The sequence below is a fragment of the Streptococcus mobilis genome (assembly GCF_059727625.1).
The window spans coordinates 1,139,628-1,154,920 of sequence record NZ_AP041823.1 but is presented as its reverse complement, the minus strand read 5'-3'; the positions used below and the strand labels follow the sequence as shown (position 1 = coordinate 1,154,920).

At 31.8% G+C, this 15,293-nt stretch carries 17 protein-coding genes and 3 pseudogenes; 8 read left to right on the top strand and 12 right to left on the bottom strand.

The window, feature by feature from the left end; all coding sequences use genetic code 11:
* Window positions 1–107 precede the first annotated feature (107 nt).
* The 4 genes from AC6IZR_RS05470 to AC6IZR_RS05455 form a co-directional block, all read right to left on the bottom strand.
* On the bottom strand, window positions 108–899 hold the full coding sequence (locus AC6IZR_RS05470) for a hypothetical protein (RefSeq protein ID WP_083279696.1): 792 nt from the start codon (window positions 897–899) through the stop codon (window positions 108–110).
* Window positions 900–1,114: 215 nt separating this feature from the next.
* A complete protein-coding gene (locus tag AC6IZR_RS05465) occupies window positions 1,115–1,690 on the bottom strand; it encodes a hypothetical protein (protein ID WP_070465082.1) in 576 nt (191 codons plus the stop codon).
* A gap of 10 nt (window positions 1,691–1,700) precedes the next feature.
* On the bottom strand, window positions 1,701–2,234 hold the full coding sequence (locus AC6IZR_RS05460) for a hypothetical protein (RefSeq protein WP_497848197.1): 534 nt from the start codon (window positions 2,232–2,234) through the stop codon (window positions 1,701–1,703).
* Window positions 2,227–2,559, bottom strand: coding sequence for a hypothetical protein (locus AC6IZR_RS05455; RefSeq protein WP_497848196.1), 333 nt, complete (start codon window positions 2,557–2,559; stop codon window positions 2,227–2,229). Before AC6IZR_RS05455 ends, AC6IZR_RS05460 begins: the two co-directional genes overlap by 8 nt.
* A 352-nt stretch (window positions 2,560–2,911) precedes the next feature.
* On the opposite strand from AC6IZR_RS05455, the gene AC6IZR_RS05450 reads away from it, so the two are divergent.
* Complete coding sequence (locus AC6IZR_RS05450; RefSeq protein ID WP_497848195.1) at window positions 2,912–3,256, top strand: hypothetical protein; 345 nt, start codon at window positions 2,912–2,914, stop codon at window positions 3,254–3,256.
* Between the two features lie 301 nt (window positions 3,257–3,557).
* On the opposite strand, the gene AC6IZR_RS05445 is transcribed toward AC6IZR_RS05450, so the two are convergent.
* Window positions 3,558–3,926, bottom strand: a complete 369-nt coding sequence (locus tag AC6IZR_RS05445) for a hypothetical protein (RefSeq protein ID WP_070465090.1) — start codon at window positions 3,924–3,926, stop codon at window positions 3,558–3,560.
* Window positions 3,927–4,438: 512 nt separating this feature from the next.
* On the opposite strand from AC6IZR_RS05445, the gene AC6IZR_RS05440 reads away from it, so the two are divergent.
* The 6 genes and pseudogenes from AC6IZR_RS05440 (at window position 4,439) to AC6IZR_RS05415 (ending at window position 8,864) form a co-directional block, all read left to right on the top strand.
* Window positions 4,439–4,753, top strand: a complete 315-nt coding sequence (locus AC6IZR_RS05440; RefSeq protein WP_070465241.1) for a hypothetical protein — start codon at window positions 4,439–4,441, stop codon at window positions 4,751–4,753.
* Between the two features lie 11 nt (window positions 4,754–4,764).
* Window positions 4,765–5,841, top strand: a complete 1,077-nt coding sequence (locus AC6IZR_RS05435) for an ATP-binding protein (protein ID WP_070465243.1) — start codon at window positions 4,765–4,767, stop codon at window positions 5,839–5,841.
* A gap of 286 nt (window positions 5,842–6,127) precedes the next feature.
* Entirely contained in the window at window positions 6,128–6,442 is a 315-nt protein-coding gene (locus tag AC6IZR_RS05430) for a hypothetical protein (protein WP_497848194.1), read from the top strand.
* 211 nt (window positions 6,443–6,653) lie between these two features.
* Window positions 6,654–7,331 (top strand): replication protein, encoded by a 678-nt coding sequence (locus AC6IZR_RS05425; protein WP_497848193.1) that lies wholly within the window; start codon window positions 6,654–6,656, stop codon window positions 7,329–7,331.
* A pseudogene (locus AC6IZR_RS05420) lies at window positions 7,322–7,582 on the top strand (helix-turn-helix domain-containing protein). The gene AC6IZR_RS05425 and the pseudogene AC6IZR_RS05420 overlap by 10 nt, the downstream one beginning before the upstream one ends.
* Before the next feature lie 65 nt (window positions 7,583–7,647).
* A pseudogene (locus tag AC6IZR_RS05415) lies at window positions 7,648–8,864 on the top strand (site-specific integrase).
* A gap of 350 nt (window positions 8,865–9,214) precedes the next feature.
* Here the strand turns inward: AC6IZR_RS05415 and AC6IZR_RS05410 are convergent.
* The 3 genes and pseudogenes from AC6IZR_RS05410 to AC6IZR_RS05400 form a co-directional block, all read right to left on the bottom strand.
* Window positions 9,215–9,412, bottom strand: a complete 198-nt coding sequence (locus AC6IZR_RS05410; RefSeq protein ID WP_497848192.1) for a hypothetical protein — start codon at window positions 9,410–9,412, stop codon at window positions 9,215–9,217.
* A 47-nt stretch (window positions 9,413–9,459) separates the two neighbouring features.
* Window positions 9,460–9,834 (bottom strand): hypothetical protein, encoded by a 375-nt coding sequence (locus AC6IZR_RS05405; RefSeq protein ID WP_049518570.1) that lies wholly within the window; start codon window positions 9,832–9,834, stop codon window positions 9,460–9,462.
* A pseudogene (locus AC6IZR_RS05400) lies at window positions 9,824–10,144 on the bottom strand (ATP-binding cassette domain-containing protein); the annotation flags it as partial. The pseudogene AC6IZR_RS05400 and the gene AC6IZR_RS05405, both read right to left, overlap by 11 nt.
* 279 nt (window positions 10,145–10,423) lie before the next feature.
* Here AC6IZR_RS05400 and AC6IZR_RS05395 point away from each other — a divergent pair.
* Window positions 10,424–11,290 carry a helix-turn-helix domain-containing protein gene (locus AC6IZR_RS05395; protein WP_049518568.1) on the top strand — a complete coding sequence of 289 codons (867 nt, stop codon included), beginning with the start codon at window positions 10,424–10,426 and terminating at the stop codon, window positions 11,288–11,290.
* A 747-nt stretch (window positions 11,291–12,037) separates the two neighbouring features.
* Here AC6IZR_RS05395 and AC6IZR_RS05390 read toward each other — a convergent pair.
* The 4 genes from AC6IZR_RS05390 to pezA are packed head-to-tail and all read right to left on the bottom strand — an operon-like array spanning window position 12,038 to window position 15,224.
* Entirely contained in the window at window positions 12,038–13,177 is a 1,140-nt protein-coding gene (locus AC6IZR_RS05390; RefSeq protein ID WP_497848191.1) for an AAA family ATPase, read from the bottom strand.
* Window positions 13,178–13,966 carry a DUF6414 family protein gene (locus tag AC6IZR_RS05385; protein ID WP_497848190.1) on the bottom strand — a complete coding sequence of 263 codons (789 nt, stop codon included), beginning with the start codon at window positions 13,964–13,966 and terminating at the stop codon, window positions 13,178–13,180. It lies immediately after the preceding gene.
* Window positions 13,967–13,980: 14 nt separating this feature from the next.
* Window positions 13,981–14,748, bottom strand: coding sequence for a type II toxin-antitoxin system toxin PezT (gene pezT / locus AC6IZR_RS05380; protein ID WP_497848189.1), 768 nt, complete (start codon window positions 14,746–14,748; stop codon window positions 13,981–13,983).
* A complete protein-coding gene (gene pezA / locus AC6IZR_RS05375; RefSeq protein ID WP_462128475.1) occupies window positions 14,748–15,224 on the bottom strand; it encodes a type II toxin-antitoxin system antitoxin PezA in 477 nt (158 codons plus the stop codon). The genes pezT and pezA overlap by 1 nt, the downstream gene beginning before the upstream one ends.
* Window positions 15,225–15,293: the final 69 nt, after the last annotated feature.

Genomic DNA, 15,293 nt, shown 5'->3' with positions numbered 1-15,293 from the left:
ATCACTATCTTTATTTAAAATAAGCATACTAATTTCAACAATAAAAAGCAAGAGGGGCTTCATAATGAAGCTCCTCTTTTTTACTATCATCCCAATACCTCTTATTTCTATTGAACTCTTGCATTGACTGTTTTTAAATCTAATTCATCCTGACCAAATAGTAATCTAATTATGATTTGAGTTGGATTTTCAACATTATTTAGGACACAAACAAGTTCTGTTCTAATATTTGGTTTAAATTGTACTCCTTCGATTGACTCTTGAAGGTTTGGATTTTGTTGAATACGATTACGTATCTCCTCATAAGGAGTTGCTCCCCAACAACTAACTGGTTCAGCTCTTTCAATAATCATTCTAGGGATATAGTCTGGCACAAATTGTTCTGGTAAAATACATAACCCTCCATTCCTAATAAAAGATTCTAGCATCTTATCAAAAATAGCAGTAGGTGTCCCATCACTTTTTAGTCCATTAAACCCTATTAAGTCACCAACTTTTTTAGCAATATCCGACTGATTCTCATTTATAAATATAGATAATTCTTCATTTTCAGGAAGCCCTTCTCCCCTTTGATAAATACCCTGCCAATTATTTTGATTTCCCTCATAATTTGGACATTTATTTCTTCTTTCTATATCGTAGAACAGTCCTTCTATAGGATTTCTTGTATGTGCTGCATAATATTTTCCAGTTCTACTTTGAGTATTATTATTTTCCCCCCCAATAAGTTGAATCGAAGAACCACAAGTTGGACACAATGCATACCTTTTGCTATTTTGATAATATGGTATGTTTTTATTTGTTTTCTCTTCAAATTCATCAATATGATAAGTTCCACCATCGATTAATTTAAAATATTTCATCACTATTTCCTCAATAAATAATCCATCTAATTTCATTTCGTCTTTACCAAATTGATAAGATTGACGACATCTTCATAACGTCCTACCGCATTATCGATATCTTGTAAATTCGTGCTAACTTTTGATTTCTTACGGGCGGAGATTTTGATAAGGCTTTGTCAATCTCTGGATTAACACTTTCATTTTGTGCCACAAACTCCAGGTCGTAAGACGTTAACCACTTTTCAACTTCACGTTGGATCTTTACTTCTTTACTCTGTTTCGTTGCCTTTACCAAAGCCTTCCAAAATGTTCTTCAAATTAGCTCTCTTAATTGCCCAGTGAGTCCTACTTAATTCCCAATTTTCTATTTTTAATTCTGATTGATGAAGTTCGACCTGATTTAAATCAATTTCACATTCTTTCTGAAAAACAAATTGTGTATCTTTAACCTTTTTATCTATATCTTCTAACTTTCCGAAAAAACCAATTTTTATATCTTGGTTCACATCGCTATACTCTGGTAAAAATAAAGCTGGTAAACTTCTTATTTCAGTAATATCTTCTAGTGTAAATTTATTGAATCTTTGTTTAATTGCTGTATTCGTGTGTTCAAAAATCCTATCGTTATTTAGACTAAAAGAATTCGCTTCAAACTTTTCACCGTAAATTATAAATAGGTTATAGTACTCATCAGAAGAGAGTATCTCGCGTACAGGTGTAACATTAACGATATGATTCACATTGTTTGCTTGCTCAATGTTATAGATTCTATCTGCATTTTGTTGTAGTAGTTGTTGGGGAAATTCTGACGGCAAATTACCCTGTCTTTTTAGTGAGTTTGTCAATGTATTCTCCTTAATTTAGATTTTCTACATGTTCTATGTTATAGATATTATTAGCATACTGGTTGATAACTTTAGGATTATTCAACACTTGTTTTGTTATTGAGTCATCACTTTCAACTTTAGAATTAAACTCTTCCTCAACCTCAACGTCTGATTCTTTGATATACTCTTGTTCCTCAACATCTTCCACATTTGGATTATATCGAGTTATTTCTAAATCGTTTATATGTTGTCCAAGTTCTGCATTATTGAATTTCCAAGGGGTTCGCTCTCCGCCTTGAGAATACCAAGCTTCAAATGTTGGTTTACCGAGAGTATTATCTAATTTACTGACAAAAATATATCTCATTACATCTAATAAGAATGACTCAATTTCAATTACTTCAACTCTTAATAAATCTTGCTTACATGACGACTCATTAGGGGAAATTTTAAAATCTTCCGAATCCTTAACCGTTTCATCAGTACAAATAGTTTCAACAACTGCCGAAACAAGCCACTTCAATTTTCGTTCCGAAAACTTCTCATTTATAAATTCAGACATACTTTCCAGTGTGTCTTTTTTTATTCTGTTCAACAGAATCTTTAAATAAATTAATGAACCTCGAATCATCAAAAGGTAAATACTCTGTTTTAGAAATAATACATTTTTTATAATCAGAAACATTCTTTTTAAACGTGTTTCCGTAAGGCATTTGCTGATTTTCTCCTGTAAAAATATCAACAAAAGACTTCATAATATCAGTTTCGGATAATTTATCAGTTCGTTCTTCCAAGCATCCACGCCGAACCCTACTTTTGGTTTTTCTAGCTTCAAGCATTAGTCCAAACAGAATTCCTCCTGTGATCCGTGGGACAGTTTCAGACATTTTTTTACTCCTCGTAACTAATTTAGTAACTGTATCTACTTTATAAACTTTATCTACAATTGCAAATAACGCAATCTACTTCATAATAAAGGGTGAAGATAAAGCAAATGTATATTCGATACTATTATATCAAATTTCACAAGCGTTTTCTTCAAAAGAATAATATTAGTCCTAACTGGTGCGCACCAAATGGACGGATAGAAACAAATATGAAAACTCCGACGATGACGGTCGAGTTCTGCATATATCTGTTTATCCGTTTTTTTGGTGTGCCTTTTTGCACACATCGGTATTCAGTGTAGCTCATAAAAGTTTCTTTCCGTCCTAGAAATGGACTTAGAAAGAGGCTATTATGCCAATAAGAACATTCGAAGACCGTCTCACTCTACAGGATTGTATAGATATCAAAAAGTGGGATAAGATATTGAAAAATGACGATAAGTCATATGAGAACGCTAAACGAAGAGATAGATACCATAATCTTGGAAGTTTAGATGCGAACATTTCTAACGAAGGACGTGAAACAGATAAATATGATTTTATCGCTAGTGACTCGTTAGATGGTGAACAAGCTTATATCTATAACGAACTATTAGAAGCTGTGCATAATTATATATCTGCCCTTCCTACGAATGACCAAATTATTATGGTTGAAAAACTAAGAGATAAGCCAACCCTCATCGTCTACACTATCTAAAATTGTAGAATGTAGCGACAAAACTGTAACAGCTCACTTCAAAAATTTCAAAAGAGTTACAAAACTCTTAAAAGACTACAGATAGTCTATAAAACTGGTAATCAGACTGATTACCAGTTTTTATATTCAAAAAATAGAATTATATTTGTAATCTAAAATATTATATATTTTAGGGATATACTTTATTTAAATAAAATTCAACAATTATATAAATGTAATTTTTGTATGGATCAAAAACTAATAAGAAAAGAGTTCCACTTATAAATGGAACTCTTATAAACTAGCTTATTGTATTTACTTTCTAGTTATTCTTTAGTGCTTCTTTAATTTCACCAATTGTCGCTGAAACAGTTTTATCTTGAAATGATTTTACTTCTCTATTGCCATCTTTATCAATAGTTTCAACTGGACTACTGTAATCATCTGTTGAGCTCGTCGTAAAACCACCTGATTTATCCGCAATAATTAATTTGTCATCAGGTTGGTTTGAGAAATATTCATTAATTTCTTTTTCAGACTTATTTTTTAGAAGGTTCTTATAAATTTCAATTGTTTGATTTTCTTTTTGTTGAGCTCCTAACGAATTAGCAATAACAGGGTTTAATAAAGCATACGAAATTAATCCTACAGTCAAAATAGTTAACGTTAAAGGTAAAAATTTTTTAGTCATTTTTAAGACCTACTTTCTTTCTATTTATTAAGAGTATACTAATAAGCTGTTTTCTTCTTTAAAATCGTTATATTTTTGTTAAAATCCTTTCTGGATAGGCCTCCATCCTATCCAACCTCATTATATTATTGCTTTTGTTAGAATTCAATTTATTGTATGTGAAACTAGTTCCAGAATATTTTTTAATTTTATCGAAAATAGACATATATGATTTTCTGTTTAGATACCAATTCTGATTAAAAATAATGTATTTTATGATTCTATTTCTGTTGTATCAACGTTTTAACTCTTATTAGGTCATTTGTTTTAAATTATTTAGTTTTCTACTTTCGAAATCTTTGAACATAATAGAATAAAATTAAAACTTTCTAAAAAACTCCGAAATTCACCTCCTGAATCTCCTATAAGATAGAAAGGAAAAAATCAACAAGTCCAGCTCATGACCTCAAACCGAGCATGTCACCAATACTTTTTATCACAAAATAGAATATACGAGGTATCTCAAAATGAAAATGAAAGCAAAATTCCGCAATGGCGGATACTCAAATCAAACAGCAGAACAATACGTTAGCCTTCAAGATCCAATCTACTTGCTTTGTGATGAGCTTGAAGCACAACAAAAGTATGAAGATGGAAAACCGACGGGTGAAATTGTCGCATATAAGGCTTGGTTTGGGCAAAAGGGATTACCACCATTTCAAGTAAAATTCCTTGAAGAACCTGAACTCCCTGAATATCTTTCCCTTATCACCTTTGACAACTTGCAAGCATGTGAGGTCAACTATAACGTTTACTTTAGAGCTAATGGATTTAAAGAGGTGAAATAATGGTTCCAGCTATCACACAAAAAGAGTTGGAACAATACCTATTACAGAGTCTGAACATGGCTTTGGGCTCTGTATTACAAGGGGAAACTTCTTATACCAACTCTTTTGACATTTCTGTCAAAGAAAACGGATTTATCTTCATTCCTCGTCTTCCATCAGGATTTGTCATTGATGACGAACTGTACCGAAAGATTTTCTTAATCGCTAATGCGTCTCTCTACCCACAATACACGCTATTAAAACAAAATTCTGCCTACTTTATTGCACTGAAAACAGACGATATTCATATTCAACGTGGACTGTTTTTTCCTTGGCAGAAAGGTGTTTCTGAGCGGCTAATCATTCCAGACCTAGAAAAATTCACATTATCGCTAAAAGGTAATGATATCCCTATTATGGCAAATCTAATGATTAACTATGATAAAGTAACTTCTATGGCTATTGCTGGGAACTCAGGTAGTGGTAAAAGCTATGCATTAACTTATCTGTTAAGTATACTGAAAAACATTTCCGACCTGATTATCGTTGATCCTAAATATGATACCCCATCACGGTGGGCAAAGCAGAATCAAATTAGTGTCATCCACCCTCAAGAGAATCGTTCCAAATCCGACTTCGTATCAGAAATTAACGAAAGTTTAAGTCAGTGTTTGACAATAATTCATAAACGACAAAGGATTTTATTTGATGATCCACATCATGAATTTCAACATCTAACTATTGTTATTGATGAGGTGCTTGCTTTATCAGAAGGAATCAACAAAAATATCAAAGATTCCTTCTTCTCTCTGTTATCTCAAATTGCTTTATTAGGGCGATCAACCAAAGTTCACTTGCTTCTTGTAAGTCAGCGTTTTGATCATAGTACAATTCCTGTATCAGTCCGTGAACAATTTAATGTATTGATTCAGGTTGGTAACATCAACCAGAAAACAGTACAGTTCTTATTTCCAGACCTCGATCCAGAAGGTATTGTTATTCCGATCGGAAAAGGAACAGGGCTTATTCAAATCATTGATAACGAGCATCCTTATCAGGTCTTACCCTTGCTGTGTCCAACATACTACACAATGAAAGGTATTTTATAACTTATGCAAACAACACATTTTCAGAAAGTTTTTAATCTCGGTTCTCTGCTGTTTCTTACAGCAATTTTAGGTGCATTCTGCACAGTCTGCTTCGGGTTTAGCATGAATTCATTACAGGAGATTGATTATTTAGTCTTCTTTTATCGTTTTACTAGCGTAATTTTCGCAATTAGCTTATTTACTTCGCTTATGAGCTCTGTAATTCTCTTTTCCTCATCAGTCGTGAAATCAAGGACCGGCAAAAGAAGATAACCTATATAACCTGTGGCAATCAATTAAACAAACCTTGTCGATCCGTACTTTTCTACATCAAAGCGAACTCTCAGAAGCCGTAACTACAACTGAACAAGCAAAATTAACACACTACAACCCTATTCATAAACGTTTTAACAAAGCAGTTGATAAATCTATTATAGATGTTAGAAAAGATACAATCATTCTGATGATTCGTATTCCAAAGACTCAGCAAGCAAAGAAGATTCTAGACGATATGAATACAATGATTATCGAAGAAGTTGCTAGATACAATCCTGATTATTTCTTCTCCCCCTCAAATCCAGATAAAAAATGGGCATACTTTGTAGGAACTAAAAGACAATAGCTTAATGGCGCTGTGGCCCACGTAGTGGAAGCCAAACAGCGCCGTTTTTTAATTGCAAAATTTAGGATTAAGTGGGGTGACTACGACCCCCACTTAATCCAATAATCAATAATCAGAAAAAAATTAAATTTTCTCAAAAACTCCGATTTATGCCCTCCCAATCTCCTAATAGATAGAAATAATAAAAAATTGAAAGCGAGGAATTTTACCTATGGCAAAAGAACAACGTTCAAATAAATGGGCTTTTCTATTCTATCAGGAAAGTGCGCCCGAAAACTATTTAGAAATTCTCGAAGAAATTCATGTTCCATTTGTTCTGTCACCGTGGCATGATAAGGACGTAAACAAAAAAACTGGAGAGTTTAAGAAAGCACATAAGCATGGAGCATTCTATTTCAGCTCTCTCAAGAGCTATTCTCAAGTTTCGGAACTTATCAAAGACAAACTGAATGGCCCTGCACATGTTGAACCTGTAATGTCCCCCAAAGGGATGTACGACTACTTTGTCCATGCAGAAAATCCTGAGAAAAGTCAGTACAATATCGAAGATATTGAAACTGGATGCGGATTTGAATTAGATAAATTCCTCATCAGCAATAATAATGATGAATTTCTATCAACCATTATTGATGTGATAGACAAGAATAATTTCACAGAATTTAATCATTTGGTTAGGTATGCGAGAGAAGAAAATCCGACCTTATTAAGGCTTATCGTTGACAAAACATACTTTTTTGCCAAGTATTTAGATTCACGAAGGTATAGCACAGACAAAAGCAAAATCACTTCATCAGAAAATTCCTTGACGAATACTCCTAATGAAACTAGAAACATCATATCAAGCTCCTACTTCAATAGAATTATAATGGAGGAAAAGCTATGCAAGTAATCTTACCAGATGAACAAATTCATCAAATTCAACTTTTACTCTCTAATCTTATAAGGAAAGAAATCAGTGAGCAATTAGACAAGAGTGGTATTGAAAGCCCCTATTTGAACAAAAACAGACTTGCGACTATTTGGGAATTTCCAACAATACTCTTGATTCATGGATTCAAAGGGGCTTCCATCCATCAAAATCGGAAAACCATTAGATTCCACAAGGACGCTATTGACAGCTGGCTAAACGGCAACAACTAGAAAAATCAAGATTTTTATTTTATAATGGTCATGATATTTTCTGGTTCGATATAAAGGAGAATATCATGACTATCAGTAAGACAAAAAACGGAACTTACCGCTTAAAAGTCTATATTCCAATAGAAGCACGAATGCCTCTTGGAATCGTTAATAATAACTATTATGATAAAAGATTCAAAACAAAAAAGGAGGCAAGACAAGCAGAGATAGACTTACTTACGAAGTTAAACCAAATTGAAGATAATATGTTTTCAGGACTAGGAAAAGAAGATATCCTTTTCTCAGACTTCTATAAGAATATTTGGTGGGAATCCTATAAAGCAGGTCAAACTACATCTACTTTGAAACCACCAAGCAGGTCAACAATCGCTAATACCAAAACATGTTTTGAAAAGCATATACTACCACTTCTTGGCAACTATACGATTCAATTTTTAAACCAAAATAAACAGGTTATTCTAAATTTGATGACCTCAAAAGCTAACGAATATGCAAACTTCAAAACTTTACGAAGTTACGTTATTTCTATTTTTGATTGGGCGGAAGAACTTGAATATATTGAAGCAAATAGAGTTGCAAAAACTTTAAGACGAATTAAGGCTGTCAGAAAAATTCAACTTGCAGAATCAAAACGTGATGAAGATTTATACTTAACTCATGAGCAACTCCAAGAATGGTTCTCAGCTTTTAAAGAAGATTTAGAAAATGATAAAATATCACTCAAAGATTACGTCCTTTTTATCTCACTTTTTTCCTCGGAGATAGAAAATCAGAAACATATGCTCTCCAGTGGAAACATGTCGATTTTTCAAAATCTCAAATTCAGTTAATTCAGGCTTTAGATAGATACGGACAAGTAAAATCTACCAAAGGAAATAAAAAAACTATCTTCTCTATTTCTAGTGACTTACTTCAGCTTCTTACCTCTTGGAAAGAACAACAAAAATATGAACTAGCAAAGTTTGGCATCATCAGTAATACAGAACAATTCATCTTCACTTATATAGATACCAAAGGTAATATCAATAAACCTTTACATTCTGACTACCTCAATAATAAGATGAAAACTATCAGAAAGCGACACCCAGAACTTACACACGCTACGCCACACAAATTACGGCATACGGGAGCAACACTCGCTAAACAGGCAGGTATGAGTTTAGAAGCCATTTCCGAAGCCCTAACTCACAGTGACAAAGGTACAACACAGATTTATGTCAATACTTCTAATGTAGTCCCTATGGCAGTTGGCGAATTTGCCTTAAAGTCTTTAAAACAATAAGGTAAAAATAAGGTGAACTTTGAGGTGAACTTTTTCAAAAAACATAAAAAAAGCACCCATGAGGTAAACTCTTGAGTGCTTTGAAACGTTGATATAATCGTATTGATTAACGTTTTGAGAATTGTGATGCTTTACGAGCTTTCTTAAGACCTGGTTTGATAAGGTTAAATTTCATACAGTTAAATAATAACTTTATATCAACTTTCAATAGCCAATTTCTGCGCTATTATTTCATAAAATTTATATAAGTTTCATTAAAAAAGGGAAATTTACATTTCTGTTTGTTATAGATAATTAAAATGATTTCAATCGTATCAGGCTATATAAAATAATCCACTATTACACGCTGGTTACATTTTAAGAGAAGTTTGGAAAAATTCAGGAATATATGATATTTTATTTGAATCTATTTTTCTTTTAATTTCTGAAATTTTCCAAACTTCTCTATTCGTAATCATATAAGAAAGATTACTAACATTTTCAGCATATACTTTTCCAACCCAAAGAAAACATACTGATAATATAACTAAGCGAAATAATAATTTCATTTTCCACTCCCCTCTACGATGAAATTTATAAATTTATAACGTCAAACCTAAACAATCTCCATAATAAGATAATAAATAAGAACCGAAAACAGTGTTATTATTACCCCAACAATGACCGTATATAATATTATTTTTGTTTGACTTAAACTACTTATAAAGTTTTTTACCCTTTCATCTGATTCTATCATTTTATACTCTTCGGTAGTTTTATCCTTTAATAAATCCGATACAGTATTTAAGTTGTTTTGCTTTTTAATTTTCTCAATCTCGAGCGACGTCTTTACAGTCCAAAAGAATAAGATTGCATAAATTATAAATCCTATTTTCCCAAAAATCATAACAGATGGAAAAATACTAAAACATGTTACTGCCATTAAAACTATAAATTTTTTAGTAAGATATGTACTTCTATCATTTTTCATTTTCAAGCTCCTTTATTTTATAATAGAGGCTGTTGTAATAAGGGCAATTTTTAATTAATCTACTGTGTGAATCAAAGCCTTCGATTTTTCCATTTCTAACAATTAATATTTTGTCAAACTTATCAACTAAAGAGATTCTGTGCGAAACAACCACAACTGTACAATTTATTTTGAAAATCAACTCCATCATTTGTTTTTCAGACAATACATCCATAGAACTCGTTGGTTCATCAAAAAATATTATTGATGGTTTTGAAATAAGTGTTCTTATTAGAGATATTTTTTGTCTTTGTCCTCCAGACAGATTATTTCCATTTTCTTGAAATCCCTTTCAACTGAATTATATAACATTAATTTTTATAAGTCAACATATTTTAGGTTGTTCGTGTTGTTTTATTTATTATATCTCATTTGAGATATTTAATTGAACATTTAAATTACTTATTCTTAGTGGTTATTGTTTTGAATTTTAACTTTGTATAACACTATAACTGAATTTTAATCTTTGACAATATATCTGTTATGAGATAGAATAAGTTCTAGTAATTAATTTAGCAATTTCAATATAAAAATTCAAACGAGATTTAATATGCAATCAATAGGTAATAAAATTAAAACAAAAAGAAAGTCACTAGGACTATCTCAAAAAGATTTGGCTGATGGAATTTGCGAACAAAGTCTAATTAGTAAAATCGAACGAACAAACTATTTTCCTTCCGCTGATGTTCTTTATAACTTATCACAAAAACTTCAGGTGGATATAAATTACTTTTTCGATGAGTCGTATGAGACTGTCTCTGATTTACGAAACTTTATTGCCATGTCCTCAAAGCTTTTAGAACATAGAAATTACAATGATTTAGAGTATCTTTACAACCTTGAAAAAAGCAATCAAAATTCATTTAATGAGGATGAACAATCTTATTTAACATGGATTGAAGCTATTATACTCTTTTACAACTATGATCAAAAAGATAGTGCAATTGAGCTACTTAAAAATCTCATTGACTCTTTTCTTGACTATAAAAAAAATATTTATTTAAAAGCTCTGAATACTCTAACAAATTTCTACTCAAATATAGGCTATAACGAGGAATATGAAAAAAATTACAAGCAACTTCTTCAAATCTATTCAACAAAAGATTTCCAATTAAAAGAGGATATAGAAGGATATATCCGGTTAAAATATAATTTTGCACATCATTTAACGATTAACGGTCAATTACTGGATGCTTTAGAAACAGCATTAGAAACCATAGATTTTTGTAAAAATAATAATACAGCATATCAAATGCCTTCTCTACTCCTTCTCGTTGCTAATTCTTGTGAAAAATTTCTATCTAAAGAAGAGATTTTACAATATTACACTGATGCAAAAACACTAGCTAAATTATACGGAAATGATGTGCTCTATCTTAAAATAAAAAATTACCTAATCAATTACAATAGTGATTGAATTCTTTTTAACTAAACTGAGCTTCATTATCTTAATATTTTCCAATACTAAAATAATAGTAGCATTCAGATTAGTCTTTAAAAACATTATAACAACCGTTTTCTTGTATAACTAGGTGAGGTACTTATTCATTCGTTTCCTCGGGTTCACTAGTTTATGATGGATCTAGACCCTTTCGATAATTGTGTTTAGGTTCCAGAAGATACTAGTACAGAATTTGAAGTTAGCTTTTACAGAGGTGATATAGGGGTTCACTACACGTCAATAGATGTGAGAAACCTTGATTTTAAGCGATTTTTGAAATTCTAAATTTCACTACATTGCAATATAAATCAACCGAATCACTACCTTTTTCACTACCTTTTTTGAAATAAAAATAATGATTCGGATATTTAAAAGAAGAGGAACTTTAGTGTGAAGTTCCTCTTTTTGTTATTTGTTCTTTTACTTATAAATTGTAATACCTGTTTTGAACACCTCGTATTTGAATGAATTTCAATATATGCTTAATATCAATGTTTCCACATGTTTTTAAGAAAGAAATATTTCATCTAATTTGAATAACTTTCAATTGAATGGTGTGAATTATACCCTAAAAATAAACGAATTGAGCTAGATTTCACCAAAAAGTTCACACCATTTGAATTGTTATAACTTTATACATTTTATAATGGATACAAATTCATAATGAAATTAAACGATAAATTTCTACAACAATTGTTTCAAGGTAAAAATTTCAGTGAATAGTCATTCTAAATTATCACGTTTTAGTAATTCTTCAAAAATGATTTGAAACACATCTTTCTCAATAAAACTCTTTAATAATCTTATATTTTCAAAAGAACCCACATGTTTCCTATACGTTTCTTTCAAACCATAATTCTCTATAATTTCCTTATCTGCTTCTGATAATTGAGAGATCACATCATCAAAAATATTATCAACTACTCTAAGCAGTTCAATTTCTGTTAAATTTTTAAATTCTATCTTTAAATCAATCCTAGAAAAGATAGGAAGGCCAAGTTTTTCAGCAATTTCTTGATCATTACTAAAATTTGTTGTTAAAATAAATATACAATTAGAAACATCTACCAAGTAATTTATATCTTCCAACTCTCCCTCATCAAACATTTGATAAAAAACATTGTATAAAGCGCTATTTACCTTATCAAATTCATCAATTAATACAACATTGGTTTCTCTGGATAATAAATCTTTAGCTAATGAATTTTTACCGTGAGTATCTCCGAATATATATTTGTACGCTTCCTCAGTTTGCATCATCGAAAACTGTATTCGGGTCAATTTTCCATTAAAATATTCGCTCATTGTTTTAGCTAATTCAGTTTTACCAACTCCTGAATTTCCATAAAATAACAAGACAAGAGGAGACTTATTTGTTAGGGCACTTTTCTTTAGTAGACCAATTGAAATATCTTTTTTAGCTTGCTGTTGGCCCACAACATTAGAAGAAATCATATGATTATAGAAATCAATAATTTCCTCATTATCTATCCCCTGATAGTTTGAGTAGTATTCTTCTATAATATTTTCAAACTGAACTCTCAAGGAAGTCTCTACTCTCTTGGGAGGATTTTGTATATAAAGATGTTGAATGTCATGTCCTAGAAGTACAATATTATTGAAATTTGATATCACGTGATCCATTACAGAAGCATAATCATCAGCAAAAATAACAACATTTTCAATTTGTTTTTTGCCAAATCCATCTGGAGCATATTGTGAGGCATTTATATCATTGGCTCTTACAGTAATATTATATTGTCGAATAAGCTCCATAAATGGAGTAAAGTCTTCAACGCCTCTCTCATTTAATAATTTATTGAAGTCTCTCTTAGAACCTTTAAAAAGTATAATACTATCCATTTAGTTCACTCCTGCAAGTATTACATCATAAACTGGATATTTCTGTTCTGAGCAAGTCCTATCATTTTCTAAAATTCCGGTAAAAGATAGATTTTGCTGTTGTAAATTAAACTGTGTCTCCAAATTCAAATCACTAATAGTCGTTGCTCCGACTTTTATTGAATAAAGTTTAAGAGTCATTTTTGTTAAATCATGAATTCGATAATTATTTTTAAAAGAATTGATATTAAAACGGAAAATCCTCTCAATTTCGTGTTCTTTATTATATCCTATAAGTTCAAAATAACCTTTAATCTCTCTAATTCCAGAATTAAGTTTAGAAAATGACATTGATACATTTTCCAGCCCTTCTATACTTTGGGAACCTTCCATCATTTCTGAAATTGGCGCAATCATAGCAAAATAAGACATCGAATTCTTACTTATTTCTAAAGTATAATTTTCTGTAATATCAACAAGAAAATTCTTCTTGCGTAACTCTACAGTATCTAAAAAATCATACAATAGAGAATTTTCAAGTATTGTCTTTGCTATTTTATTTCCTTGAACTCCCCCTGAACTAGCTGCGGAAAAAGTAACTGAGCCACTTAATCCTGTCATTTTTTCAAAAATTGTTTTTAAAGCACTATTTTTACCAATTGTTCCTTCAGCATCAACTTCCGCACCCGTTTCACCTTGAAATGTTGTCATAAGTTCAGTTGTTTTCGTTAATTTTCCCTTGGATTCAATCTGTAAAAAATCCATTGCTGATGATTCATCGAAATAAATTACTTTTTTTAATGTACTCATAAATTAACCCTTCGTCACTTATCAATTTCCCCCAGCTCTCTCAACCGTTCCTGTCCCAACTTCAACATCTCTTCCTCCACTTTACTCCATTTTCCGAAGAGGCATTCGTGTAGAACTTCTGCTGCTGAGATTTGATCTACTTGCGAATCATAAACACACGATTGATCTCTTTGGTAAATTTGAATTTGATTAAATAGCTGATCATTTTCTAACTCTCGTAAGTTATCAACTAAATGTTCTACAATTCCATCATGGTGTGCTTTAGGAGTTGCTCTAGCTTGACTAGGATCTATAGCATAGAGCTCTTCATAACGTATCAAAGTACTGAGATAGGACAATTCTGGCTTGGTCGCTATTAGTGCAAGTGAGACTTGGTAACCTTTGGTTGTCAATAATTGTGCAGTTTTTCTAGGGACTTCTGTTGTTCTCAAGGTGCCCTCGATTAACAAATGATAACCTTGTTTACTCAACTCATCTACAAGATATTCAACCATTTGTCCCGCGAATACTTTGGTATAATCCACACTATCTTTACCGAACTTTTCCTGTAGACTAAGGTAATTCGGATGAAAAGAGCGATAACTATCTCCATCAATGATAATGATATTTCCTTGAAATTCCCTTTGTTTAATACGATGAATCGTTGTTTTCCCAGCACCACTCTGTCCACCGAGCAAAATAGCCTTAGGATGAGATGAGGTTGTTTTTCCACGAGTTAAAGAACGAACGAGTCGTTTGGAGGCTCGTTCAAAATCACCTTGACTAAATTCTTCTAGTTTCATTAAGCCACCACCAGATGAGTAGCTTGTTCTAGCATACGTTCAATGCCATCCAAATAGCCATTAAACCGCTCTATATCCTCAAAACTTGCAACAAGATAAATCCTCGTGTTAATCAAATCAGACAAATCATCGCTCATTAGAACCCAAGGATTAGAAGTATCATCAAATGCAATGCCTTGTTCATCTTGAAAACGATAAAGTTGCGCTAAGATATTCGCCCCTCGTTCTTTAATCACTTCAATTTTAAGAGTTAACTGATAATCTTCTACTGGTGTGAGCATTTTTTCCTCCCCTACGATATCGATATAAGAAACATTAAATTTCTTGCAGATACGATCTATTAATTCTGTCGAAACCCGACTTGCCCCATTTTCATAACGACTCAGACTATTTCTAGAGATGCCAACAATCTTTGCGAACTCAGGCTGGGTTAGGTCATGTGTTTTACGTAACGCTTTAATATTTTCTCCGATCATGAGAGCCCTCCTTTTATTTATTTCTATTATAGCATTAATAATTTAAAAACGCACCAATATTGGTACGTT